23 protein-coding genes are annotated in these 23,114 nt (G+C 72.3%); 16 read left to right on the top strand and 7 right to left on the bottom strand.

Annotation, left to right across the window (positions count from 1 at the left end; genetic code table 11):
• Nucleotides 1-183: 183 nt before the first annotated feature.
• Nucleotides 184-1,503, bottom strand: a complete 1,320-nt coding sequence (locus AQJ66_RS29945) for a D-arabinono-1,4-lactone oxidase (protein ID WP_061928224.1) — start codon at nucleotides 1,501-1,503, stop codon at nucleotides 184-186.
• Nucleotides 1,463-2,701 carry an MFS transporter gene (locus tag AQJ66_RS29940; RefSeq protein ID WP_061928223.1) on the bottom strand — a complete coding sequence of 413 codons (1,239 nt, stop codon included), beginning with the start codon at nucleotides 2,699-2,701 and terminating at the stop codon, nucleotides 1,463-1,465. The genes AQJ66_RS29945 and AQJ66_RS29940 overlap by 41 nt, the downstream gene beginning before the upstream one ends.
• 204 nt (nucleotides 2,702-2,905) lie before the next feature.
• Here AQJ66_RS29940 and AQJ66_RS29935 point away from each other — a divergent pair, with 204 nt between their 5' ends.
• Both AQJ66_RS29935 and AQJ66_RS29930 read left to right on the top strand, forming a co-directional pair.
• A complete protein-coding gene (locus AQJ66_RS29935) occupies nucleotides 2,906-4,033 on the top strand; it encodes a ferrochelatase (protein ID WP_061928222.1) in 1,128 nt (375 codons plus the stop codon).
• 8 nt (nucleotides 4,034-4,041) lie between these two features.
• Nucleotides 4,042-4,857, top strand: a complete 816-nt coding sequence (locus AQJ66_RS29930; protein WP_061928221.1) for an inositol monophosphatase family protein — start codon at nucleotides 4,042-4,044, stop codon at nucleotides 4,855-4,857.
• 184 nt (nucleotides 4,858-5,041) lie between these two features.
• Here the strand turns inward: AQJ66_RS29930 and AQJ66_RS39545 are convergent, their stop codons facing one another.
• On the bottom strand, nucleotides 5,042-5,215 hold the full coding sequence (locus tag AQJ66_RS39545) for a hypothetical protein (protein WP_167359198.1): 174 nt from the start codon (nucleotides 5,213-5,215) through the stop codon (nucleotides 5,042-5,044).
• A gap of 413 nt (nucleotides 5,216-5,628) precedes the next feature.
• Between AQJ66_RS39545 and AQJ66_RS29925 the strand changes: the two genes are divergently transcribed.
• The 4 genes from AQJ66_RS29925 to AQJ66_RS29910 all read left to right on the top strand — a co-directional run bounded on the left by AQJ66_RS29925 (nucleotide 5,629) and on the right by AQJ66_RS29910 (nucleotide 9,196).
• Nucleotides 5,629-6,282 (top strand): response regulator transcription factor, encoded by a 654-nt coding sequence (locus AQJ66_RS29925; RefSeq protein WP_003993508.1) that lies wholly within the window; start codon nucleotides 5,629-5,631, stop codon nucleotides 6,280-6,282.
• Between the two features lie 6 nt (nucleotides 6,283-6,288).
• Entirely contained in the window at nucleotides 6,289-7,548 is a 1,260-nt protein-coding gene (locus AQJ66_RS29920) for a sensor histidine kinase (RefSeq protein ID WP_061928220.1), read from the top strand.
• A 393-nt stretch (nucleotides 7,549-7,941) separates the two neighbouring features.
• Nucleotides 7,942-8,238: a DUF4193 domain-containing protein gene (locus AQJ66_RS29915; protein WP_053655247.1), complete on the top strand. Its 297-nt coding sequence runs from the start codon at nucleotides 7,942-7,944 to the stop codon at nucleotides 8,236-8,238.
• A gap of 13 nt (nucleotides 8,239-8,251) precedes the next feature.
• Entirely contained in the window at nucleotides 8,252-9,196 is a 945-nt protein-coding gene (locus AQJ66_RS29910) for a hypothetical protein (protein WP_061928219.1), read from the top strand.
• A gap of 6 nt (nucleotides 9,197-9,202) precedes the next feature.
• Here the strand turns inward: AQJ66_RS29910 and AQJ66_RS29905 are convergent, their stop codons facing one another.
• Nucleotides 9,203-9,667: a DUF3093 domain-containing protein gene (locus tag AQJ66_RS29905; protein WP_061928218.1), complete on the bottom strand. Its 465-nt coding sequence runs from the start codon at nucleotides 9,665-9,667 to the stop codon at nucleotides 9,203-9,205.
• Nucleotides 9,668-9,733: 66 nt separating this feature from the next.
• Here AQJ66_RS29905 and AQJ66_RS29900 point away from each other — a divergent pair, with 66 nt between their 5' ends.
• The 8 genes from AQJ66_RS29900 (at nucleotide 9,734) to AQJ66_RS29865 (ending at nucleotide 17,504) form a co-directional block, all read left to right on the top strand.
• Nucleotides 9,734-10,318, top strand: coding sequence for a PaaI family thioesterase (locus AQJ66_RS29900; protein ID WP_061928217.1), 585 nt, complete (start codon nucleotides 9,734-9,736; stop codon nucleotides 10,316-10,318).
• Complete coding sequence (gene dut / locus AQJ66_RS29895) at nucleotides 10,315-10,875, top strand: dUTP diphosphatase (protein ID WP_061928216.1); 561 nt, start codon at nucleotides 10,315-10,317, stop codon at nucleotides 10,873-10,875. Before AQJ66_RS29900 ends, dut begins: the two co-directional genes overlap by 4 nt.
• Nucleotide 10,876: 1 nt before the next feature.
• Complete coding sequence (locus tag AQJ66_RS29890; protein WP_061928215.1) at nucleotides 10,877-11,641, top strand: DUF3710 domain-containing protein; 765 nt, start codon at nucleotides 10,877-10,879, stop codon at nucleotides 11,639-11,641.
• A 564-nt stretch (nucleotides 11,642-12,205) separates the two neighbouring features.
• Complete coding sequence (locus tag AQJ66_RS29885; protein WP_061928214.1) at nucleotides 12,206-12,898, top strand: ABC transporter ATP-binding protein; 693 nt, start codon at nucleotides 12,206-12,208, stop codon at nucleotides 12,896-12,898.
• Between the two features lie 148 nt (nucleotides 12,899-13,046).
• Nucleotides 13,047-15,602: a sensor histidine kinase gene (locus AQJ66_RS29880; protein WP_061928213.1), complete on the top strand. Its 2,556-nt coding sequence runs from the start codon at nucleotides 13,047-13,049 to the stop codon at nucleotides 15,600-15,602.
• Nucleotides 15,599-16,291: a response regulator gene (locus tag AQJ66_RS29875; RefSeq protein WP_061928212.1), complete on the top strand. Its 693-nt coding sequence runs from the start codon at nucleotides 15,599-15,601 to the stop codon at nucleotides 16,289-16,291. The genes AQJ66_RS29880 and AQJ66_RS29875 overlap by 4 nt, the downstream gene beginning before the upstream one ends.
• A gap of 43 nt (nucleotides 16,292-16,334) precedes the next feature.
• The gene (locus tag AQJ66_RS29870; RefSeq protein ID WP_079060515.1) at nucleotides 16,335-16,733 is read left to right on the top strand and encodes an OB-fold nucleic acid binding domain-containing protein; all 399 of its coding nucleotides are present in this window, start codon (nucleotides 16,335-16,337) and stop codon (nucleotides 16,731-16,733) included.
• Between the two features lie 3 nt (nucleotides 16,734-16,736).
• A complete protein-coding gene (locus AQJ66_RS29865) occupies nucleotides 16,737-17,504 on the top strand; it encodes a DUF3159 domain-containing protein (protein WP_061928210.1) in 768 nt (255 codons plus the stop codon).
• Between the two features lie 84 nt (nucleotides 17,505-17,588).
• On the opposite strand, the gene AQJ66_RS29860 is transcribed toward AQJ66_RS29865, so the two are convergent.
• The 3 genes from AQJ66_RS29860 to AQJ66_RS40720 all read right to left on the bottom strand — a co-directional run bounded on the left by AQJ66_RS29860 (nucleotide 17,589) and on the right by AQJ66_RS40720 (nucleotide 19,179).
• Nucleotides 17,589-18,260, bottom strand: a complete 672-nt coding sequence (locus tag AQJ66_RS29860; RefSeq protein ID WP_061928209.1) for a potassium channel family protein — start codon at nucleotides 18,258-18,260, stop codon at nucleotides 17,589-17,591.
• Nucleotides 18,260-18,931, bottom strand: a complete 672-nt coding sequence (locus AQJ66_RS29855; protein ID WP_061928208.1) for a potassium channel family protein — start codon at nucleotides 18,929-18,931, stop codon at nucleotides 18,260-18,262. Before AQJ66_RS29855 ends, AQJ66_RS29860 begins: the two co-directional genes overlap by 1 nt.
• Nucleotides 18,932-19,044: 113 nt before the next feature.
• The gene (locus AQJ66_RS40720; protein ID WP_279617345.1) at nucleotides 19,045-19,179 is read right to left on the bottom strand and encodes a hypothetical protein; all 135 of its coding nucleotides are present in this window, start codon (nucleotides 19,177-19,179) and stop codon (nucleotides 19,045-19,047) included.
• 173 nt (nucleotides 19,180-19,352) lie between these two features.
• On the opposite strand from AQJ66_RS40720, the gene AQJ66_RS29850 reads away from it, so the two are divergent.
• Nucleotides 19,353-21,404 carry an APC family permease gene (locus AQJ66_RS29850; RefSeq protein ID WP_061928345.1) on the top strand — a complete coding sequence of 684 codons (2,052 nt, stop codon included), beginning with the start codon at nucleotides 19,353-19,355 and terminating at the stop codon, nucleotides 21,402-21,404.
• Between the two features lie 137 nt (nucleotides 21,405-21,541).
• Nucleotides 21,542-22,870, top strand: coding sequence for a class I SAM-dependent RNA methyltransferase (locus AQJ66_RS29845; RefSeq protein WP_061928207.1), 1,329 nt, complete (start codon nucleotides 21,542-21,544; stop codon nucleotides 22,868-22,870).
• Nucleotides 22,871-23,114: the final 244 nt, after the last annotated feature.

Below are 23,114 nucleotides of genomic sequence, written 5' to 3'. Positions count from 1 at the left end.
GGCTCGCAACAGTACTCCATTTGGACCATGTGCGTGGATGGGCGCGCCGCCCAACTTCTGGCACGGGGTACGACTTGGCCGCCCGCGAACGCGCTCCGCGATCATGGAAGTGGCGCACTTCACGTAATCCCCGGAAACGGAACGAATGGGTTCGCGGCGTGTCGCCGCCGGCGGCCGCAGGCGCTACGCCCCCAGAACCCTCCGCAAGTAGTCGTTCTGGAACAGCCGTTCCGGGTCGAGGCGGTCGCGCAGCGCGGTGAACTCGCCGAAGCGCGGGTACACCCCGGCGAAGTACTCCGCGTCCCGGGTGTGCAGCTTGCCCCAGTGCGGCCGTCCCTCGTGGGCCGTGAAGATGCGCTCGGCGGCGGTGAAGTAGGCGTGGTGGGGCGTGCCCCGGTACATGTGGACGGCGATGTACGCGCTGTCCCGGCCGGAGGCGGTGGACAGGGTGATGTCGTCGGCCGGCGCGGTGCGCACCTCCACCGGGAAGCTGACGCGCAGTCCGGAGCGGTCGACCATGGCCTTGAGCTCGCGCAGCGTGTCGGCCAGGGCCGCGCGCGGGACGGCGTACTCCATCTCCACAAAGCGCACGCGGCGCGGCGAGGTGTAGACCTTGTAGGGGATGTCCGTGTACGTCCGCGCGGACAGCGCCCTGCTGGAGATCCGGGCGATCGAGGGGATCGTCGCGGGCGCCGCGCGTCCGACCCACTGGGCCACCTGGAACACCCCGTTGGAGAGGAACTCGTCCTCGAACCAGCCGGCCAACCGCCCCACCGGCTGCTCCGGTCCCGCGCTGCGGTTGTTGCGCTTGGTGTTGGTGTTGCCGGTGTGCGGGAACCAGTAGAACTCGAAGTGCTCGTTCTCCGCCCAGAGTTGGTCGAACTCGGCCAGGACCCGGTCGAAGGGCATCGGCTCCTCGCGCGCGGTCAGCAGGAACAGCGGCTCCACGGCGAAGGTGATCGTGGTGACGACGCCGAGCGCGCCGAGGCCGATCCGCGCCGCCGCGAAGACCTCCGGGTTCTCCTTCTCGGAGCAGGTGAGCACCGAGCCGTCGGCCGTGACCAGTTCCAGTCCCTTGATCTGGGCGGCGATGGAGGCCGACTCCCGGCCCGTGCCGTGCGTGCCCGTGCTGGTCGCCCCGGAGACGGTCTGCTCCATGATGTCGCCCATGTTGGTGAGCGACAGGCCCTCGCGCGCCAGGGCCGCGTTGAGTCTCTTGAGCGGGGTGCCGGCCTCCACCGTGACGGTCATGGCGTCCCGGTCGACGCCGCGGATGCCCGTCAACAGGTGAGGGCGGATCAGCACACCGTCCGTGGCCGCTATGGAGGTGAAGGAGTGCCCCGTGCCGACCGCCTTCACCTTCAGGCCGTCCTCGGCGGCCCGGCGCACCGCGGCGGCCAGCTCCTCCACCGAGGCAGGGGCGACCTGCCGGGCGGGGCGGGCGGAGACGTTGCCGCCCCAGTTACGCCAGGTGCCGTTCTTCGCGCTCGCTGTGGTGCCCAACGGTGCCTCCCCGACCCGCGGCCGGCCTGCGGAGCCGGCGGTACCCGAGGAAACCGGCCGCGATCGCGACGGCCCCGGACGCGACCGGCACCCCGTACCCGGCGCGCGCCCCGGCCGCGTCGATCACCCAGCCGGCCACCGACGAACCGAACGCGACCCCGACCGCGAGACCGGTGCTCACCCAGGTCATGCCCTCGGTGAGCCGCGCGCGTGGTACGTGCTCTTCGACGAGGGACATCGTGGTGACCATCGTCGGCGCGATGGACAGTCCCGCAACGAACAGCGTCACGGCCAGAAGCGGCAGGTTTCCGACCAGTAGGAGGGGGATCATACTCACGGCCATGGCCGCCACGCCCAGGAGCCAGCGACGTTCCGGCGCCCCGGTGACCCGCAGCAGCCCGAAGACCACGCCCGCCGCGCACGAGCCGGCCGCGTACAGGGCGAGCACCACGCTCGCGGCGCTCTTGTGGCCGCGTTCGTCGGCGAAGGCGACGGTGACCACGTCCACCGCGCCGAAGATCGCGCCGGTCGCCACGAAGGTCGCCACCAGCACCCGCAGCCCGGCCGAGCGCAGTGCCGTCCCGTCGCCGCGGCGCCCGCGCGGATGCGGTTCCGGCTCCGTGGCGCGCTGGGCGGTCAGCCACAGGACGCCGGCGGCCAGGAAGCAGGCGGCCAGCAGCGGCCCCGCCTCGGGGAACCAGGCCGTGGACAGGCCGATGGAGATGATCGGCCCGATGATGAAGCACACTTCGTCGACCACCGATTCGAACGAGTAGGCGGTGTGCAGCCGCGGAGTGCCCCGGTACAGGGCCGCCCAGCGGGCCCGGACCATCGCGCCGAGGCTGGGCACCGAGCCGATCCCGGCCGCGCAGACGAACAGCACCCAGTCCGGCCCCCGGAGGTGCGCGGTGAGCAGCAGTCCGGCGGTCGCGGTGAGGGCGGCCAGGGTCGCCGGCCGCAGCACCCGGCGCTGCCCGTACTGGTCCACCAGGCGGGAGATCCGCGGCCCGATCGCGGCGGCCGACAGCGCCATGGTGGCCGACAGCGCGCCCGCGAGGCCGTAGCGCCCGGTGAGCTGGGAGACCATCGTGACCACGCCGATGCCCATCATCGACAGCGGCATCCGGCCGAGGAAGCCCGCGGCGGAGAAGCCCCTGGTGCCGGGTGCGGCGAACAGGGCGCGGTAGGGGCTGGGCACGAGGTCTCCGGTGCGGGTGGGCTGCGGGCGGGTAAGGCGTCAATGCGGCTGATACAGCTTACGGAGCGGGTCACCCCCGCGCACCGGGGTTTCCGGGGGAACGCGACCCAAGGGCCCCGGGGATAAACCTGCCTGAATCATCCGGAAGCCGACTCTTCACCCCACCGTTGCCCGGCTGTCGGCGCCGGATGGCAGGATCGAGTCATGCCAGACGCGCTCGATGCCACCCCCTACGACGCCCTGCTCCTGCTCTCCTTCGGCGGTCCCGAAGGCCCGGACGACGTGGTCCCGTTCCTGGAGAACGTCACGCGCGGGCGCGGCATCCCCAGGGAACGCCTGAAGGAAGTCGGTCAGCACTACTTCCTGTTCGGCGGGGTCAGCCCCATCAACGCCCAGAACCGCGCCCTGCTGGACGCCCTGCGCGAGGACTTCGCCGGCCACGGCCTGGACCTGCCGGTGTACTGGGGCAACCGCAACTGGGCCCCTTACCTGACGGACACCCTGCGCGAGATGGTCGCCGACGGCCGCCGCCGCATCCTGGTCCTCGCCACCAGCGCCTACGCCTCCTACTCGGGCTGCCGCCAGTACCGCGAGAACCTCGCCGACGCGCTCGCCGCGCTGGAGGCGGAGGGCCTGGAGCTGCCGCGGGTCGACAAGCTGCGGCACTACTTCAACCACCCCGGCTTCGTCGAGCCCATGGTCGACGGTGTGCTGCGGTCCCTCGCCGACCTCCCCGAGGACGTCCGCGACGGGGCCCACATCGCCTTCACCACCCACTCCATCCCCACCGCCGCCGCCGACACCTCCGGCCCCGTCGAGGCCCACGGGGAGGGCGGCGCCTACGTCGAGCAGCACCTGGACGTGGCCCAGCTGATCGCCGACGCGGTCCGCGAGCGCACCGGCGTCGACCACCCGTGGCGGCTCGTCTACCAGTCCCGCTCCGGCGCCCCGCACATCCCCTGGCTGGAGCCGGACATCTGCGACCACCTCGAGGAGCGGCACGCGGCCGGCGTCCCGGCGGTCGTCATGGCCCCGATCGGATTCGTCTCCGACCACATGGAGGTCCTCTACGACCTCGACACCGAGGCCACGGCCAAGGCCGGGGAGCTGGGCCTGCCGGTGCGCCGCTCGGCCACCGTGGGCGCCGACCCGCGGTTCGCCGCGGCGATCCGCGAGCTGATCCTGGAGCGGGCCGCCGGGGAGCGCGGGCAGCGGGTCACCCCCTGCGCCCTGGGCGCCCTGGGCGCGAGCCACGACGTCTGCCCGGCCGGCTGCTGCCCGGCCCGTGCGCCCCGGCCGGCCGCCGCGGGCGCCGACAGCCCCTACGCGTGAGGAGCCACGTGACCGACGCCCTGCACCGGGACCTGCTCGAACTGGCCCGGGAGGCCGCCCGCCGTGCCGGAGAGCTGCTGCGGGACGGCCGTCCGGCCGACCTCGCGGTGGCGAGGACCAAGTCCAGCCCCATCGACGTCGTCACCGAGATGGACATCGCGGCGGAGAAGCTGATCACCGACCTGATCTCCGGGCAGCGGCCCGACGACGGCTTCCTCGGCGAGGAGGGCGCGTCCGTGGCGGGCACGAGCGGCGTCCGCTGGGTGATCGACCCGCTCGACGGCACGGTCAACTACCTCTACGGGCTGCCGACCTGGGCGGTGTCCGTCGCGGCCGAGCAGGACGGCGAGGTCGTCGCCGGTGTGGTCGCGGCGCCGATGCGCGGCGAGACCTACCACGCGGTGCGCGGCGGCGGCGCGTGGGCCACGGGCGCGTGGGAGGGCGAGCGGGCGCTGTCCTGCCGTCCCGCGCCGTCGCTGGACCAGGCGCTGGTCTCCACCGGCTTCAACTACGTCGCCGGGGTGCGCGCCCACCAGGCGGAGGTGGCCGGCCGGCTCATCCCGCTGCTGCGGGACATCCGGCGCAGCGGGTCGGCGGCGGTCGACCTGTGCGACGTGGCCTGCGGCCGGCTGGACGGGTACTACGAGCGGGGCCTGCACGCGTGGGACGTCGCCGCCGGTGACCTGATCGCGCGGGAGGCGGGCGCCCTGACCGGTGGCCGCCCCGGAGAGCGCCCCTCGCGGGACCTGACGGTCGCCGGCACCCCGGGCGTCTTCGAGCCCCTCCAGCACCTGCTGGAGGACTTCGGCGCCTGGCACGACTGAGGGGACCGCCGCCGGACCCTTCGCCGCTGGCCGAGACGACGCCGTGCGGACGGGCCACGACGGCCTCGGCCGGCCGGGCAGGGCCCGCACGGGCACCGGGCCGGCGCCACGAGGACCCGCCCGTACACGCGAAGGGACCCCGGCGCTGGATTCGCCGGGGTCCCTCCTGTGGCCGCCGGGCCGGTCAGACGCGTGACGCGCCGACTTCCACACCGTGTTCGGCGGCGAGGCGGCGCAGGTCGTCGAGCTCGGCCTGCTCCACCTCGACGAGGAAGTCGTCGCCCTCGTCACGAGCCCGCGTCAGATCGGACTCGGTCGCCCTTATGCGCTGCAGAAGTCCTGCGGTGAAAGCGTCCATGCTGCGCCCCCTCGTCCTGGGTCGGGTGGGTCGGTGGCACGGGGGTGTGCCGTTCGGGAGGGGCGATCACGTCTCTCGCAGGTGCCCAGCGCTGCCCGGCCGGGCGGCGACGGTGCCGGACACCCACACCGCTCTGCGGAAGCGGACAGCGAAGTACCGCATGGTGCTGCGGCACGTGCAGAGCGTGATCGCGGGGTGTACAAGCCGTCCTCCCCTTCCGCTTCGACGCGGAAACCTCACCTCCGGAGAAAATCTTGTGCCGCCGCCCCGGGAGCCCGCTCCCTGCGGCCGGAAGACCGCCTTACAGCCGACTTACGGCCGAAAAGGGCAGGATGGAGTCACATTCCACGGACACCCCTGCCCGCGCGCGCCCACGGCGCGCTACGCGGGTGGACACAGGAAGGACAAGCGACGTGCGCGTACTCGTCGTCGAGGACGAGCAGCTGCTCGCCGATGCGGTGGCCACCGGACTGCGCCGGGAGGCCATGGCCGTCGACGTCGTGTACGACGGTGCGGCCGCCCTGGAGCGCATCGGCGTCAACGACTACGACGTGGTCGTCCTCGACCGGGACCTTCCGCTGGTGCACGGCGACGACGTCTGCCGCAAGATCGTCGAGCTGGGCATGCCCACCCGCGTGCTCATGCTCACCGCCTCCGGTGACGTCAGCGACCGCGTCGAGGGCCTGGAGATCGGCGCCGACGACTACCTGCCCAAGCCGTTCGCGTTCAGTGAGCTCATCGCGCGTGTCCGTGCCCTCGGGCGCCGTACGAGCGTGCCCCTGCCGCCGGTCCTGGAGCGCGCCGGCATCAAGCTCGACCCCAACCGCCGCGAGGTCTTCCGCGACGGCAAGGAGGTCCAGCTCGCGCCCAAGGAGTTCGCCGTGCTGGAGGTGCTGATGCGCAGCGAGGGCGCGGTCGTCTCGGCGGAGCAGCTGCTGGAGAAGGCCTGGGACGAGAACACCGACCCGTTCACCAACGTGGTCCGGGTGACGGTCATGACGCTGCGCCGCAAGCTCGGCGAGCCGCCCGTGATCGTCACCGTGCCCGGCTCCGGCTACCGGATCTGATCCGCCGTGGCCACGACCCCCACGCCGCCCCAGGCGCCCCCGAAGCCCACCTGGGACCCCCGCCGGCCCCAGGCGCCCGTCCTGTGGCTGCGCCCCACCATCCGGATACGGCTCACGCTGCTGTACGGCGGCATGTTCCTGATCGCCGGCATCCTGCTGCTGTCGATCATCTACCTGCTGGCCGCCCAGGCGATCAGTTCGGGCAACCAGCCGCTGTTCAAGATCGTCAGCTTCCAGGAGCTGAAGATCTCCAGCGACAACTGCCCCGCCATCAACGCCATGAGCGACACCAACAGCGTGCCGCTGCAGGACTTCAACGACGCGATCAGCCGGTGCGTGGACTCCCAGCGCCACGCGGCCCTGGACAACCTGCTCAGCCGCTCGCTGCTGGCCCTGCTGGGTCTCGCCGTGATCGCGTTCGCGTTCGGCTACGCGATGGCGGGCCGCGTGCTGTCCCCGCTCGGCCGGATCACCCGGACCGCCCGCCAGGTGGCCGGCTCGGACCTGTCCCGGCGGATCGAGCTGGACGGACCGGACGACGAGCTCAAGGAGCTCGCGGACACCTTCGACGACATGCTGGAGCGCCTCCAGCGCGCCTTCACCGCCCAGCAGCGCTTCGTCGGCAACGCCTCCCACGAGCTGCGCACACCGCTGGCGATCAACAGGACGCTGCTCGAAGTGCACCTGTCGGATCCGCAGGCGCCCGTGGAGCTGCAGCAGCTGGGCAAGACCCTGCTGGCCACCAACGAGCGCAGCGAGCAGCTCGTGGAGGGCCTGCTGCTGCTCGCGCGCAGCGACAACCAGATCGTCGAGCGCAAGCCGGTCGACCTGGCCGAGGTGGCCGGCCAGGCCATCGACCAGGTGCACGCCGAGGCCGAGGCCAAGGGCGTGGAGATCCGCGGCGAGCGCAAGCCCGCCGTGGTGCAGGGCAACGGCGTCCTGCTGGAGCGGATCGCGCTGAACCTCGTCCAGAACGCCGTGCGCTACAACGTGCCCGAGGACGGGTGGGTGGAGGTGTCCACCGAGGTGCAGCACGGGCAGGCGGTGCTCACCGTCACGAACACCGGGCCGGTGGTGCCCGCCTACGAGATCGACAATCTTTTCGAGCCCTTCAGACGTCTGCGCACGGAGCGCACGGGCAGTGACAAGGGTGTGGGCCTGGGCCTGTCGATCGTGCGGTCCGTGGCCCGCGCGCACGGCGGGCACATCGTGGCCCGGCCTCGCGAGGGCGGTGGTCTGGTGATGCGTGTCACCCTGCCTGTGTGACCGAGGGCCGACACACGCGGAGCACGTTCGCTTTGGGCGGAATTTTCTGGCCGTCCCCAGGTGTTCGCTCTGTGTGATCGATCACATGGACGGATTTCCGGCCATGTACTCTCAGTGATCATGACAGGGGCCCTAAAGCCGGGAAAATGCTTGTTTTCAGGGCTCTTGATCACGGGAAGTACACGGTGAGGCGCCTTTGAGGCGCGACATTCGAACCGTGTACGGTCCTCACCGCCATCCAAGCCGATCACTCTTGAGGGGTCGGGTTGGGTGTCGATTGAGTAACAGACCTTGATGTGAGGCAAAATCTCCGCCTCAGGTCGGGCACAAGTCCGGCCTCTCACGCGTTACGTGCGCTGGAGACACCGCAGACACCCAGAGGGGGAGAGCGACATGGCAACCGATTACGACACTCCACGCAAGACCGACGACGACGTCGACTCGGACAGCCTTGAAGAGCTGAAGGCTCGCCGGAACGACAAGACCACCTCCTCGGTGGACGTCGACGAGTTCGAGGCGGCCGAGGGCCTGGAGCTCCCGGGCGCCGACCTCTCGAACGAGGAGCTGGCCGTCCGTGTGCTGCCCAAGCAGCAGGACGAGTTCACATGCATGAGCTGCTTCCTGGTGCACCACCGCAGCCAGCTGGCCAGGGAGAAGAACGGCCAGCCGATCTGCCGCGACTGCGACTGAGGACGGGTCGGCCGTGACTGGCTCGACCCCTCCTCGGAAGCGCCGCTTCCACCTTCCGGGAGCGGACAAGGGGCCGTACGACGGCCCGCACGGCGCGCGTGACGACGAGCGGGGCTCACCCGGTGCGGGGGCCCCGCTCGAAGCCGCGTCCGGCCCGTCCGGCCGGCCGGCGCAGGAGTTCGCGCCCGCCGCCCGGCGACGGGCCGCTGTCATCCGCGAGCTGGCCCGGGAAGGGGCCCGCAGGGGCGGCAGCCGCGCCCGGGCGGGGCTGGGGTACCTCGCTGACCGGATCATCGAGATCGCCCCGCGTATCCCCGTACGCGACCTCGCGACGCTGCGCAGGCAGTTCCCCGGCCTCGGACCCGAAGAGCTCGCCGACACACTCGTGGCGGGCGCGGCGGCCGGGACCTCGACCGTCGGGGCCGGCATCGGGGCCGCGGCCATGCTGCCCGTACCTCCGGCCATGCCGACCGAACTGGCCGCGGAGATCACCGGCGTCGCCGCGATCGAACTCAAACTCATCGCCGAGCTCTACGAGGTGTACGGCGTACGGCCGCCGGGGAGCCTCAAGACCCGCAGCGCCGTGTACCTGTCCTCCTGGTCGGGGGAGCGCGGCATCGACCTGCTCAAGCCCTCCAGCATCGACGCGGCCCTCGGGGGCGGCATGAAACGCCGGCTGCGTCAGCAGATCATGAAGCGCATGGTCCGCGATCTGCCCAGCCTCATGCCGTTCATGGTGGGCGCCGCGGTCGGCGCGGCGCTGAACCGCAGGGACACCAGAAGGCTCGCCGCGCGGGTCAGGGCCGACCTCCGCAGGATCCGGGTGCCCTGGGACCGGCTGCCCGAGCTGCCGCCACTGGAGAAGCCGGCGGAACCCTTCCGGCTGGGCGACATCTCCGAAGCCCTGCCCGGGGAACTCCCCGGGGAGCCGGGCGGCCGCCGGGAGCGGGGCGACTGACGCCGGTCAGGCCTGCGCCGCCCGCGCCGCCTCGATGGCCGCCGCCAGCTTCTCCGGCTCCCGGGTCGACAGGTACAGGTACGGCGTCGGGTCCTCCGGGTCCGTGACCTCCACCCGCAGCGCCGTCGGAATGTAGGCGCGCAGCAGCAGGAACGCCCGGGTGTCGGCCTTGTACGTCCGCCAGGCGCGCGCCTCCTCCGGGTCCAGGACCTCGGACGGGCCGAGCGCCGACACCGGGATCTTCGCCTCGCCCGCGATCAGCGAGTCACCCACGATCCGGATGCGCTGCGAGCCGTAGGCGCTGGCCACCACCGCGGCCGCGGCGGTACCGCCGACCAGGCCGCCGAGCATCGGCAGGGTGCCGAAGGGGAGCAGTATCAGGGCGAAGGAGACACCCACGAGGAAGCTGATCAGCCACCACGAGCGAGGGGTGGTGAGGCGTTCTTCGTAGGGGGCGGCGGAGAGCTGCATGGAGCCAAGCTTGGCACGGTATCCGGAGCACGCCGGAGCCGGGGCGGCCGGGTAAGGTCTGCGGTCGTGAGTGGTAGTTCCCCAGCTCTTCAGCCGCCCGCCGACGCCGTGACACCGGTACGGCACCCCGACGCTCCCGCACCCGGCGAGCCGCTCGGCGCCCACTACGAACGCTGTTTCGGATGTGGTCACGAGCAGCCGCACGGGCTGCACCTGGAGGCCCGCGCCGGCGAGGGCGTCTCGCTGACCGCCGAGTTCACCGTCCAGCCCGCCCACCAGGGCGCCCCCGGCCTCGCGCACGGGGGAGTGCTGGCGACCGCGCTCGACGAGACCCTCGGTTCGCTGAACTGGCTGCTGCGGACCATCGCGGTCACCGGCCGGCTGGAGACCGACTTCGTGCGGCCGGTGCCGGTGGGCACCACGCTGCACCTGCAGGCCGAGGTCACCGCCGTGGCCGGACGGAAGATCTACTCCACCGCCACCGGGCGGATCGGCGGCCCCGACGGACCCGTCGCGGTCCGCGCCGACGCCCTCTTCGTCGAGGTGAAGGTCGACCACTTCATCGACCACGGCCGCGAGGAGGAGATCCAGGCCGCCATGAGCGACCCGGACCAGATCCGCCGGGCCCGCGCCTTCGAGGTGAACCCGTGACCGCCCCCGGCCGCGGTCCCCTGAACGTGTCGATCCGGCGCGTCGACCCGGACGTACCGCTTCCGGCGTACGAGCACCCGGGGGACGCCGGCGCGGATCTGCGCACCACCGAGACGTGCGAACTGCGGCCCGGCGAGCGGGCCGTGCTCCCCACGGGGGTGTCGATCGCGCTGCCGGAGGGGTACGCGGCCTTCGTGCATCCCCGGTCGGGGCTCGCCGCACGCTGCGGTGTCGCCCTGGTGAATGCCCCGGGGACGGTTGATGCCGGGTACCGTGGGGAGATCAAGGTGATCGTGGTGAATCTCGACCCGCGCGAGAGCGTGCGGTTCGAGCGCTTCGACCGGATTGCCCAACTGGTCGTCCAGCAGGTCGAGAGGGTCCGCTTCCAGGAGGTGGCGGAACTTCCCGGCTCGGCGCGGGCCGGAGGGGGCTTCGGGTCCACCGGTGGCCATGCCGCGGTGGGCGACGAGAGCGGCACAAGCGGTCAGGCCGCCCTGGGCGGGCTGACGGGTGGGAATCGATACGCTTCGGTCGTATCCGACCGGGAAGGACAGTGACGTGTTCGGACGTCGCAACAAGAAGGGTGCCGCCGAGGACGCGGCCGGCGAGGCCGAGCAGGTCGTCGACAGCGTCGACACCGAGGCGGACGAGGAAGTGGAGGCCGGGCGCGAGCGCGTCCGGCTGGAGCCCGGGCCCCGGCCCGACGGGCCGTGGGACAGCGGCGAGGTGCGCGACCCGGGCGAGGGCCGGGTCGACCTCGGCGGTCTGTTCGTGCCCGGCGTGGACGGCATGGAGCTGCGGGTGGAGGTCGCCGGCGACGCGATCGTGGCGGCAACCGTGGTGCTGCGCGACAGCGCCATCCAGCTCCAGGCGTTCGCCGCGCCCAAGCGCGAGGGCATCTGGGGAGAGGTGCGCGAGGAGATCGCCTCCGGCATCACCCAGCAGGGCGGCATCGTCGACGAGGTCGAGGGTCCGCTGGGCTGGGAGCTGCGCGCCCAGGTGCCGGTGCAGCTGCCCGACGGCACCGGCGGCTTCCAGGTCGTCCGGTTCGTCGGCGTGGACGGCCCGCGCTGGTTCCTGCGCGGAGTCATCTCCGGCCAGGGCGCGGTGCAGCCGCAGGCGGCCGGCCTGCTGGAGCAGATCTTCCGGGACACGGTCGTGGTCCGCGGCGAGGGCCCGATGGCGCCCCGTGACCCGATCGTCCTGCAGCTGCCCAACGACGCCCAGATGGTCCCCGAGGGCATCGCCCAGGAGGAGGGCTCGCGCTTCTCCGGCGGCATGGGCCAGCTGCAGCGCGGCCCGGAGATCACCGAGGTCCGCTGAGCGCTCCGCCGGTTCAGCCGCAGACACACGGGCCGCATCTCACTGAGATGCGGCCCGCCGCGTTCCCCTGCGGGAGCCGGTCCAGGGTCCGGGCCCCGCGGCGTCGGACCGCGCCCGTGGCCGTGCGGCGGCACAGACGGTCGCGAGGTCCGCTCGGGAAACGGTCCCGATTGCAGCGGGGTCGGCGTGTCCGGGCGGGGTGCGCCGCGCGGTGGTGGCGGGATGCCGGTGGCGGTCGTGCGGTCGGGCGTTGCCCCGGCCGTGTCCGGGGTGACGGCTGCGGTGCGTCGGACGGTTCTCCGGGCGGGGTGTGCTCGCCTCGCGGCATGTACGCGGGGTGCAGTGGCCGGGGCATGCGGTATGCCGTCCGGCCTTTCGTCGGGCTTGGCGCCTGCGGTGCGTCGGGAGGCTGGTGCGCAGAGGCCGTGCCCGCGCCGTGCGGCCGCATGTCGGGCACGGGCGCGCGGTCCGTTTCGCGGCGCCCCCGGCCCCTGTTCGGGACCGGGCCGTTGTCCGGGGCGGGCGGCCGCGGGGATACTGGCGCCAGCCGACGGGGGAGGCGCAGTGAGCGGCGTGATCACCGGGACCATGGTCAGGGTCGAGGACGTCCACAAGTCGTACGGGCGCGGGGCCGCCGCCGTCCACGCCCTGCGCGGGGTCTCCTTCGGGGTGCCGCGCGGTGAGCTGGTCGCCCTCAAGGGGCGCTCGGGCTCCGGCAAGACCACCCTGCTGAACATCGTCGGCGGACTCGACACCCCCGACCGGGGCCGGGTCGAGGTCGACGGGCGGGACCTGGCCGGGCTCGGCGAGAACGGGCTGCTGGAGCTGCGCCGGGACCGGATCGGGTTCGTGTTCCAGTCCTTCGGGCTCATCCCGATCCTCACCGCCGCCGAGAACGTCGGCGTCCCGCTGCGGCTGCGCCGGGCCGAGCCGCGCGAACGCGAGGAGCGCGTCGACCTGCTGCTCTCCCTCGTCGGCCTCGCCGACCACGCGGCCCAGCGGCCCGGCGAGCTGTCCGGCGGCCAGCAGCAGCGGGTCGCCATCGCCCGGGCCCTCGCCAACCGCCCCGCCCTGATCGTCGCCGACGAGCCCACCGGCCAGCTCGACGCCGAGACCGGCCACGCCGTCATGGAGCTGCTGCGGGCCGTGGTCCGCAGCGAGCGGGCGACCGCCCTGGTCGCCACCCACGACACGACCCTCCTCGACCTCGCCGACCGGGTGCTCGAGCTGCGCGACGGCGAGATCGCCGGGCACTGACCCGGACCGACCCGGCCCCTGGATCCGGTCCGATCCGTCAGGGTTGCGTCAAAGACCTCCGCCGACCGGCCTCCCGTCCGCTTTGTCCGCATCGCGGGCCGTAGGGTCGACGCTGCTCGAACGGGGGTCACGGGAAGACAATGGGGCCATGGCACGCGGCAAGCTTCGGATCTACCTCGGCGCGGCGCCGGGCGTCGGCAAGACCTACGCCATGCTGTCCGAGGCGCACCGCCGCACCGAGCGGGGCACCGACTGCGTCGTGGCCGTCGTCGAGCACTACGACCGGCCCCGCACCGAGGTCCTGCTGAACGGCCTGGAGCAGATCCCGCCCAGACGGCTGGAGCACCGGGGGACCACCCACGCCGAGATGGACGTCGACGCCGTGCTGCGCCGGGCCCCCGCCGTCGCCCTCGTGGACGAACTCGCCCACACCAATGTCCCCGGCTCCCGCAACGCCAAGCGCTGGCAGGACGTCGAGGAGCTGCTCGCCGCCGGGATCGACGTCGTGTCCACCGTCAACATCCAGCACCTGGAGTCCCTCGGCGACGTCGTGGAGTCCATCACCGGCGTTCGGCAGCGCGAGACCGTGCCGGACGAGGTCGTGCGCCGCGCCGACCAGATCGAGCTGGTCGACATGTCCCCGCAGGCGCTGCGCCGCCGCATGGCCCACGGCAACATCTACCAGCCGGACGAGGTCGACGCGGCCCTGTCCAACTACTTCCGCCCCGGCAACCTCACCGCCCTGCGCGAGCTGGCCCTGCTGTGGGTGGCCGACCGGGTCGACGAGCACCTGACCGCGTACCGCAGCGAGCACCGGGTCTCCCGGATCTGGGGCTCGCGCGAGCGGATCGTGGTCGGCCTCACCGGCGGCCCCGAGGGGCGCACCCTCATCCGCCGTGCGGCCCGGCTCGCCGAGAAGGGCGCCGGCGGCGAGGTGCTCGCCGTGTACATAGCCCGCAGTGACGGCCTGACCTCGGCCTCCCCGAAGGAACTGGCCGTACAGCGCACCCTCGTGGAGGACCTCGGCGGCACCTTCCACCACGTGGTCGGCGACGACATACCGGCCGCCCTGCTCGCGTTCGCGCGCGGCGTCAACGCCACCCAGGTCGTGCTCGGCTCCTCGCGCCGCAAGGCCTGGCAGTACGTCTTCGGGCCCGGCGTCGGCGCCACGGTCGCCCGCGAGTCCGGCCCCGACCTCGACGTCCACATCGTCACCCACGAGGAGGCCGCCAAGGGCCGCGGACTGCCCGTCGCCCGGGGTGCGCGCCTCGGCCGGACCCGGATCCTGTGGGGCTGGCTGGTGGGCCTGGCCGGACCCGCGGTCCTCGCGGTGCTGCTCAACACCGGCGACCTCGGCCTCGCCAACGACATGCTGCTGTTCCTGGCCGTCACGGTCGCGGCGGCCCTGCTCGGCGGTCTGCTGCCCGCCCTGGCGTCGGCCGCCTTCGGCTCCCTGCTGCTGAACTACTTCTACACGCCGCCGCTGCACCGGCTGACCATCGCCGACCCCCGCAACATCGTCGCCATCGCGATCTTCTTCGGCGTCGGCATGGCGGTCGCCTCGGTGGTGGACCTCGCCGCCCGGCGCACCCACCAGGCGGCCCGGCTGCGCGCCGAGTCGGAGATCCTGTCCTTCCTCGCCGGCAACGTGCTGCGCGGCGAGACGGGCCTGCAGGAGCTGCTGGAGCGGGTCCGGGAGACCTTCGCCATGGAGTCGGCGGCCCTGCTGGAGCGGGCGGGCGACGTCGACCCCTGGACCTGCGCCGGCCGCGCCGGGTTCGGGCCGCCGCTGCGGCGGCCCGAGGACGCCGACGTCGACATGCCGGTCGGCGACCACATGGCCCTCGCGCTGACCGGCCGGGTGCTGCCCGCCGAGGACCGCCGGGTTCTCGCCGCCTTCGCCGCGCAGGCCGCCGTCGTGCTGGACCGCGGGCGCCTGCAGGAGCAGGCGGACCGGGCCCGCGCGCTCGCCGAGGGCAACCGCATCCGCACCGCCCTGCTGGCCGCCGTCAGCCACGACCTGCGCACCCCGCTCGCCGGCATCAAGGCCGCCGTCTCCTCCCTGCGCTCCGACGACGTGGCCTGGTCCGAGGAGGACCGGGCGGAGCTGCTGGAGGGCATCGAGGAGGGCGCCGACCGGCTGGACCACCTGGTCGGCAACCTGCTCGACATGTCCCGCCTGCAGACCGGCACGGTCACCCCGCTCATCCGGGAGATCGACGTGGACGAGGTCGTCCCCGTCGCGCTCGGCGGCGTCCCCGAGGACAGCGTGGAACTGGACGTGCCCGAGACCCTGCCCATGGTCGCCGTGGACCCGGGGCTGCTGGAGCGCTCCGTGGCCAACCTGGTCGAGAACGCGGTCAAGTACAGCCCCCGCGGGCAGCGCGTCCTGGTCTCGGCCAGCGCCCTGGTGGACCGCGTCGAGATCCGCGTGGTCGACCGGGGGCCCGGGGTGCCCGACGAGGCGAAGGACCGCATCTTCGCGCCCTTCCAGCGGTACGGGGACGCTCCGCGCGGTGCCGGGGTCGGGCTCGGGCTCGCGGTGGCGCGCGGTTTCGCCGAGGCCATGGGCGGCACTCTCGACGCCGAGGACACGCCGGGCGGCGGGCTCACCATGGTGCTGAGCCTGCGCGCGGCAGGATCGCCTCCCGACTCCCCGCACGGCCCGCGGGACACCGCCGAACCGGAAAGGCAGCCCCTATGACGACCCGGGTGCTCGTGGTCGACGACGAGCCGCAGATCGTGCGCGCTCTCGTGATCAACCTCAAGGCCCGCCACTACGAGGTCGACTCCGCCCCCGACGGCAGGACCGCCCTGGAACTGGCCGCGTCCCGCCACCCCGACGTCGTCGTCCTCGACCTGGGTCTGCCGGACATGGACGGCGTCGACGTGATCCGGGGCCTGCGCGGCTGGACCCGGGTGCCCATCCTGGTGCTGTCCGCCCGGCACTCCTCCGACGAGAAGGTGCAGGCGCTCGACGCGGGCGCCGACGACTACGTGACCAAGCCGTTCGGCATGGACGAGCTGCTGGCCCGGCTGCGGGCCGCCGTGCGCCGGGCCGAGCCGGCCGGGCCGGGCGAGGACGACGTGACGACCGTCGAGACCGAGGCGTTCACCGTCGACCTGGCCGCGAAGAAGGTCAACCGGGGCGGCAGGGACGTCCGGCTCACCCCGACCGAGTGGCACCTGCTGGAGGTCCTGGTCCGCAACACCGGACGCCTGGTCGGCCAGCGGCAGCTGCTGCAGGAGGTGTGGGGGCCGTCGTACGGGACGGAGACGAACTACCTGCGGGTCTACATGGCCCAGCTCCGGCGCAAGCTGGAGACCGACCCGGCGCACCCGAGGCACTTCATCACCGAGCCGGGGATGGGATACCGGTTCGAGCGGGAGTGAGCTGGCTTACGGTGCTGTCGGCGGGCCCCGGTACGCTTCAGATATGAGTGCTGTTCCTCGTTCCGAAAAGCCGGCCGGCCGGTTCCGGCGCATGCTCGACCGGCTCTCCACGTCGCAGGAGGACCTGGAGTCCGAGGAACTGCGCGAGGACGCCGAGACGGCCGGCTGCACCCGGATCGGTGACTGCCGGGACCGGCAGATCGTCACCGTAACTGGTACCTTGCGCACGGTCACCCTGCGGCCACGCGCCGGAGTCCCGGCCCTGGAGGCCGAACTGTTCGACGGCACCGCCGCGCTGGACGTGGTGTGGCTCGGCAGGCGCTCCATCGTCGGCATAGAACCGGGGCGCAAGCTGATCGCATCGGGCCGGATCTCGATGAGCCGGGGCCGCCGGGTGCTGTTCAACCCGAAATACGAACTGCGACCCCTCGGACGGGAGTAGCCGGTGACGTCCCTCGACAAGCCGACCGAAGACGCCGGACAGGTGCGGACCGACGACGCGCGGGCGGTGACCGAGGCCGCGCTGTTCGAGGCGTTCGGCGGCGTCCGCGGCATGGTCGAGACGGTCCTGCCGGGCCTGCTCTTCGTCGCGATCTTCACGGTCGACAAGAACCTGCACGTGTCGGCGATCGCCGCCCTGGTCGTGTCGCTGGTCCTGGTGGTGGTCCGGCTCGCGCGCAGGGACACCGTCAAGCACGCCTTGAGCGGCGTCTTCGGCGTGGCGTTCGGCGTCCTGTTCGCGATGTTCACCGGCAACGCCAAGAACTTCTACCTGCCCGGCATGCTCTACACGCTGGGCCTGGCGGTGGCCTACCTCGTCACGGCCCTGGCCGGCGTGCCCCTGATGGGCCTGATGCTCGGGCCGGTCTTCAAGGAGAACCTCTCCTGGCGCACCCGCAACCCCGGCCGCAAGAAGGCGTACACCAAGGCCAGTTGGGCCTGGGGCCTGATCCTGCTCGCCAAGTGCGCGATCCTCTTCCCGCTCTACTGGTGGGCCGACACCACGCAGCTCGGCTGGGTCCTCGTGGCCCTGAAGATCCCGCCCTTCCTGCTGGCGGTGTGGCTCACCTGGGTCTTCCTCGCCAAGGCGCCCGCGCCGATCGACGTCTTCGCCGAGATGGAGGCAGCGGAGCGGGCCGAGAAGGAGCGCGAGGCCGCCCTGGCCGCGGAGAGCGGCGACCCGGCGGGCGGCCGGCACCGCCGGCAGGCGTAGGCCCCGGCGGTTTCCCGGCGGTACGACGGCGAAGGGCGCCCCTGGCAGCAGGGGCGCCCTTCGCCGTCGTGGGCCGGAAAAGGCTCAGGCCTCGTCCCGCCGCACCGACAGCAGCTCCTCCAGCTGCTCCTCGCGGGCCTGCGCGGCCACGAAGAGGAGCTCGTCGCCCGGCTCCAGGGAGTCCTCCTTGGACGGCGTCAGCACGCGGGTGCCGCGGATGATCGTGACCAGGGAGGTGTCCTCCGGCCACCGCACCTCGCCGACCTGGGTGCCGGCCAGCGCCGACTCCTCGGGCAGGGTCAGCTCCACGAGGTTGGCGTCGCCGTGGCTGAAGCGGAGCAGGCGGACCAGGTCGCCGACGCTCACCGCCTCCTCGACCAGCGCTGACATCAGGCGGGGCGTCGACACGGCGACGTCCACGCCCCACGCCTCGTTGAACAGCCACTCGTTCTTCGGGTTGTTCACCCGGGCGACGACCCGCGGAACGCCGTACTCCGTCTTGGCGAGCAGCGAGACGACCAGGTTGACCTTGTCGTCGCCGGTCGCGGCGATCACCACGTTGCAGCGCTGGAGCGCCGCCTCGTCCAGGGAGGTGATCTCGCAGGCGTCGGCCAGCAGCCACTCCGCCTGGGGCACCCGCTCCACCGAGATGGCGGTCGGGGCCTTGTCGATGAGCAGGACCTCGTGGCCGTTCTCCAGCAGCTCGCCCGCGATCGAGCGGCCGACGGCGCCGGCTCCGGCAATGGCGACCCTCATCAGTGCCCGCCCTCCTCTTCCGGGCCCTCGGCGAAGGCCGCCTCGACCTTCTCCATGTCGTCCGTCCGCATCATCACGTGCACGAGGTCGCCCTCCTGCAGCACCGTCTGCGAGGTGGGCAGGACGGCCTCGCCCAGGCGGGTCAGGAACGCCACCCGGACGCCCGTCTCCTCCTGCATCCTGCTGATCTTGTGCCCGACCCACCTGGGGGAGGCGTGCACCTCGGCGAGCTGGACGCCGCCGGTGGGGTCGCGCCACAGCGGCTCGGCACCCGAGGGCAGCAGACGGCGCAGCATCTGGTCGGCGGTCCAGCGGACCGTCGCCACGGTGGGGATGCCCAGGCGCTGGTAGACCTCCGCGCGGCGGGGGTCGTAGATACGGGCGGCCACGTTCTCCACGCCGAACATCTCGCGGGCGACGCGCGCGGCGATGATGTTGGAGTTGTCCCCGCTGGAGACGGCGGCGAAGGCGCCGGCCTCCTCGATGCCCGCCTCGCGCAGGGTGTCCTGGTCGAAGCCGACCCCGGTCACCCGGCGGCCCCCGAAGCCCGGGCCCAGCCGGCGGAAGGCGGTGGGGTCCTGGTCGATCACGGCGACCGTGTGGCCCTGTTGCTCCAGGGTCTGGGCGAGTGCGGAACCCACTCTTCCGCAGCCCATGATGACGATGTGCACGACCGTCCTTCCGGTGTCCCAAAGTTACTGCTCAGCATCAGGGTCTCAGACCGACGCACAAAGCTACACACGAGCGGTTCGGGGTGGGCAGCCCCGTGCAGCGGATTCCCGGCTCAGCCGCGCCGCTCGCCGTCGGCGGCCAGCGGCGGGGCCTCGCGGCGCGTGATGCTGCGCACGCTGCACAGGGTCAGGATTCCGAGGCCGACCAGGGCGACCGCGGCCCCGATCAGCTCTGCGGTCGCGGGCATGGGACCTCCGAAGTGCGGTGACGGACACGGGTTTGCCATCTAGGCACGGAGAGCGCGCGGACCACGGAATCCGCAGTCACGTGCGCCCCTGTTTTCACTCGTGAGGCAGATCGCGGGAATAAACAGGGTGCCGGGTGGGCGGCTGCGTGTTCGAAGGCATACGATCCTCTGTCGTGTCCAAACTGACCGACGTGCCCAAACGGATTCTGATCGGGCGGGCTCTGCGCAGTGACCGGCTGGGCGAAACTCTCCTGCCGAAGCGCATCGCACTGCCCGTCTTCGCCTCCGACCCGCTGTCCTCCGTCGCCTACGCGCCGGGGGAGGTCCTGCTGGTCCTGTCCATCGCGGGCGTGTCGGCGTACCACTTCAGCCCCTGGATCGCGCTCGCGGTCGTCGTGCTGATGTTCACCGTCGTCGCCTCCTACCGGCAGAACGTGCACGCCTACCCGAGCGGCGGCGGCGACTACGAGGTGGCGACGACGAACCTGGGCGCGAAGGCCGGCCTGACGGTCGCCAGCGCCCTGCTCGTGGACTACGTCATGACCGTGGCCGTGTCCATCGCCTCCGGCATCGAGAACCTGGGCTCCGCGATCCCCTTCGTGGTCCAGCACAAGGTGCTGTGCGCGGTCGTCGTGATCGTGCTGCTGACGCTGATGAACCTGCGCGGCGTGAAGGAGTCGGGCAAGCTCTTCGCGATCCCGACGTACGTGTTCGTCGGCGGCGTCTTCGTCATGATCGCCTGGGGCGCCTTCCGCGGCCTGGTCCTCGGCGACACCATGCGGGCCCCCACCGCCGACTACCAGATCAAGGCCGAGCACCAGGGACTCGCGGGCTTCGCCCTGATCTTCCTGCTGCTGCGCGCCTTCTCCTCCGGCTGTGCCGCGCTCACCGGCGTGGAGGCGATCTCCAACGGCGTGCCGGCCTTCCGCAAGCCCAAGTCGAAGAACGCGGCGACCACGCTCTCGATGATGGGCCTGCTGGCCGTGACCATGTTCTGCGGCATCATCGCCCTGGCCGCGACGACCAACGTCCGCATGGCCGAGAACCCGGCCACGGATCTGCTGAAGAACGGCAATCCGATCGGCTCCGGATACGTCCAGAACCCGGTCATCTCGCAGGTCGCCGAGGCGGTGTTCGGCAAGGGCAGCTTCCTGTTCGTCCTGCTGGCGGCGGCCACCGCGCTGGTGCTGTTCCTGGCGGCGAACACCGCGTACAACGGCTTCCCGCTGCTCGGCTCGATCCTCGCCCAGGACCGCTACCTGCCGCGCCAGCTGCACACCCGCGGCGACCGCCTGGCCTTCTCCAACGGCATCGTGCTGCTCGCGGGCACGGCGACGCTGCTGGTGGTCATCTACGGCGCCGACTCCACGCGCCTGATCCAGCTGTACATCGTCGGCGTGTTCGTGTCCTTCACGCTCAGCCAGACGGGCATGGTCCGGCACTGGAACCGGCACCTGGCCGTCGAGAAGGACCAGGCCAAGCGCCGCCACATGATCCGCTCCCGCGCGATCAACGCGTTCGGCGCCTGCCTGACCGGCCTGGTGCTGGTCGTCGTCCTGGTCACCAAGTTCACGCACGGCGCCTGGGTCGCCCTCATGGGCATGTGCATCTTCTACGCGACGATGACCGCGATCCGTAAGCACTACGACCGCGTCGCCGAGGAGATCGCGGCCCCCGAGGGCCCGAGCGACGACAGCGTCCGGCCGTCCCGGGTGCACTCGGTGGTCCTGATCTCCAAGATCCACCGCCCCACCCTGCGCGCCCTGGCCTACGCCAAGCTGATGCGCTCGGACACCCTCGAGGCGCTCACCGTCAACGTCGACCCGGCGGAGACGAAGGCGCTGCGCGAAGAGTGGGAGCGGCGCGGCATCGACGTACCGCTGAAGGTGCTGGACTCGCCGTACCGCGAGATCACCCGGCCGATCATCGAGTACGTCAAGAGCCTGCGCAAGGAGTCGCCGCGCGACGCGGTCTCGGTGATCATCCCCGAGTACGTGGTCGGCCACTGGTACGAGCACCTGCTGCACAACCAGAGCGCCCTGCGCCTGAAGGGCCGCCTGCTCTTCACGGCCGGCGTGATGGTGACCTCCGTCCCCTACCAGTTGGCCTCCTCCGAGGCGGCGCGCAACCGGGCCCGCAGGCGCCAGGAGTGGAGCGCGCCGGGCGCCGTCCGGCGCGGCCCGGCGGTGGAACGGCCGAAGGAGCCGTCGGCCGCCAAGGACTGAGGACCGCGGGCTGCCGGGGAGGCCGTAGACTGGTGGGCTGTTGTCAGGCCCACCGGACCACGGCCTCCTTCGCGTCCCGGGTCCCCGGCCCTGCCGGCCCCTTCCCTTTCCCCTCCCCGATCTGGAGTCACCCCACCATGCAGGCAGAACCGACGAAGTCTCTGGTGGGCGAGGAGTACGAGGTCGAGATCGGCCCCGTCGCCCACGGCGGCCACTGCATCGCCCGCACCCACGAGGGGCAGGTGCTGTTCGTCCGGCACACGCTGCCGGGCGAGCGGGTGGTGGCCCGGGTGACCGAGGGGGAGGAGGGCGCCCGCTTCCTGCGCGCGGACGCGGTACGGATCCTGGAGGCCTCCAAGGACCGGGTCGAGGCGCCCTGCCCGTTCGCCGGGCCCGGCCGCTGCGGCGGCTGCGACTGGCAGCACGCCAAGCCGGGCGCCCAGCGGCGGCTGAAGGGCGAGGTGATCGCCGAGCAGCTCGAGCGGCTCGCCGGGCTCACCCCCGAGGAGGCCGGCTGGGACGGCACGGTGATGCCGGCCGAGGGCGACAAGCTGCCCGCCGGCCAGGTCCCGCAGTGGCGCACCCGCGTCCAGTACGCCGTCGACGCCGAGGGCCACGCGGGCCTGCGCCGGCACCGCTCGCACGAGATCGAGCGCATCGACCACTGCATGATCGCCGCTGAGGGCGTCAGCGAGCTGGGCATCGAGAAGCGCGACTGGACCGGCATGGAGTCGGTCGAGGCGATCGCGGCGACGGGCTCGCAGGACCGCCAGGTGATCCTCACCCCGCGCCCCGGCGGCCGCCTGCCCCTGGTCGAACTGGACAAGCCGGTCTCGGTCCTCCGGGTCGACGAGAAGTCCGGCGGCGTCCACCGCGTCCACGGCCGCCCCTTCGTCCGCGAGCGCGCCGACGGCCGCACCTACCGCGTCGGAGCCGGCGGTTTCTGGCAGGTCCACCCGAAGGCGGCGGACACCCTGGTGACGGCGGTCATGCAGGGCCTGCTCCCGCGCAAGGGCGAGACGGCCCTGGACCTCTACTGCGGTGCGGGCCTGTTCGCCGGAGCCCTGGCCGACCGCCTCGGCGACCAGGGCGCGGTCCTCGGCATCGAGTCCGGCAAGCGGGCCGTGGAGGACGCGCGGCACAACCTGGAGGGCTTCCCGCGGGTCCGCATCGAACAGGGCAAGGTCGAGTCGGTCCTCCCGCGCACGGGCATCACCGAGGTCGACCTGATCGTCCTCGACCCGCCGCGCTCCGGCGCCGGCCGCTCCACGGTCCAGCACCTGTCCACCCTCGGCGCCCGCCGCATCGCCTACGTCGCCTGCGACCCCGCCGCGCTGGCCCGAGACCTGGGCTACTTCCGGGACGGCGGGTACCGGGTGCGGACGCTGCGGGCGTTCGACCTGTTCCCGATGACGTCGCACGTGGAGTGCGTGGCGATTCTGGAGCCCGCAGCAAGGGGTCTCTGACCTGCTGATTTTCTGCTTCCCAAGGTTGCGGGTGCGTCGTGCCGACATGTTTCCGCAGGTCCATCGCGTGGAGCATGCTGCAGGTTCCCGCCACGTGTCTCACCTGCGCTTTCGCAGCGGGGCGCGGGTCGCGAACGCTCTGCCTCGATTGCGGGAGGGACGGTTGGGGAAATGCCTCGACGTTCGTTCGCCGCTGGTTCTGGCGGAGCGTGGCTTCACACCCGACGGCGGACCTGCTCGGCGG

The organism is Streptomyces bungoensis (assembly GCF_001514215.1).
GTDB classification, from domain to species: domain Bacteria; phylum Actinomycetota; class Actinomycetes; order Streptomycetales; family Streptomycetaceae; genus Streptomyces; species Streptomyces bungoensis.
The sequence above is the reverse complement of the archived record's forward strand: the minus strand, read 5'-3'. Positions and strand labels throughout refer to the sequence as shown.

What these genes read in the sequence shown, in the direction of transcription:
- AQJ66_RS29935 (WP_061928222.1), top strand. Translation starts at nt 2,906, where the DNA reads ATGCCAGACGCGCTCGATGCCACCCCCTACGACGCCCTGCTCCTGCTC.
- AQJ66_RS29915 (WP_053655247.1), top strand. Translation starts at nt 7,942, where the DNA reads ATGGCAACCGATTACGACACTCCACGCAAGACCGACGACGACGTCGAC.
- AQJ66_RS29870 (WP_079060515.1), top strand. Translation starts at nt 16,335, where the DNA reads ATGAGTGCTGTTCCTCGTTCCGAAAAGCCGGCCGGCCGGTTCCGGCGC.
- AQJ66_RS29875 (WP_061928212.1), top strand. Translation starts at nt 15,599, where the DNA reads ATGACGACCCGGGTGCTCGTGGTCGACGACGAGCCGCAGATCGTGCGC.
- AQJ66_RS39545 (WP_167359198.1), bottom strand. Translation starts at nt 5,215, where the DNA reads ATGGACGCTTTCACCGCAGGACTTCTGCAGCGCATAAGGGCGACCGAG.
- AQJ66_RS40720 (WP_279617345.1), bottom strand. Translation starts at nt 19,179, where the DNA reads ATGCCCGCGACCGCAGAGCTGATCGGGGCCGCGGTCGCCCTGGTCGGC.
- AQJ66_RS29880 (WP_061928213.1), top strand. Translation starts at nt 13,047, where the DNA reads ATGGCACGCGGCAAGCTTCGGATCTACCTCGGCGCGGCGCCGGGCGTC.
- AQJ66_RS29905 (WP_061928218.1), bottom strand. Translation starts at nt 9,667, where the DNA reads ATGCAGCTCTCCGCCGCCCCCTACGAAGAACGCCTCACCACCCCTCGC.
- AQJ66_RS29860 (WP_061928209.1), bottom strand. Translation starts at nt 18,260, where the DNA reads ATGAGGGTCGCCATTGCCGGAGCCGGCGCCGTCGGCCGCTCGATCGCG.
- AQJ66_RS29845 (WP_061928207.1), top strand. Translation starts at nt 21,542, where the DNA reads ATGCAGGCAGAACCGACGAAGTCTCTGGTGGGCGAGGAGTACGAGGTC.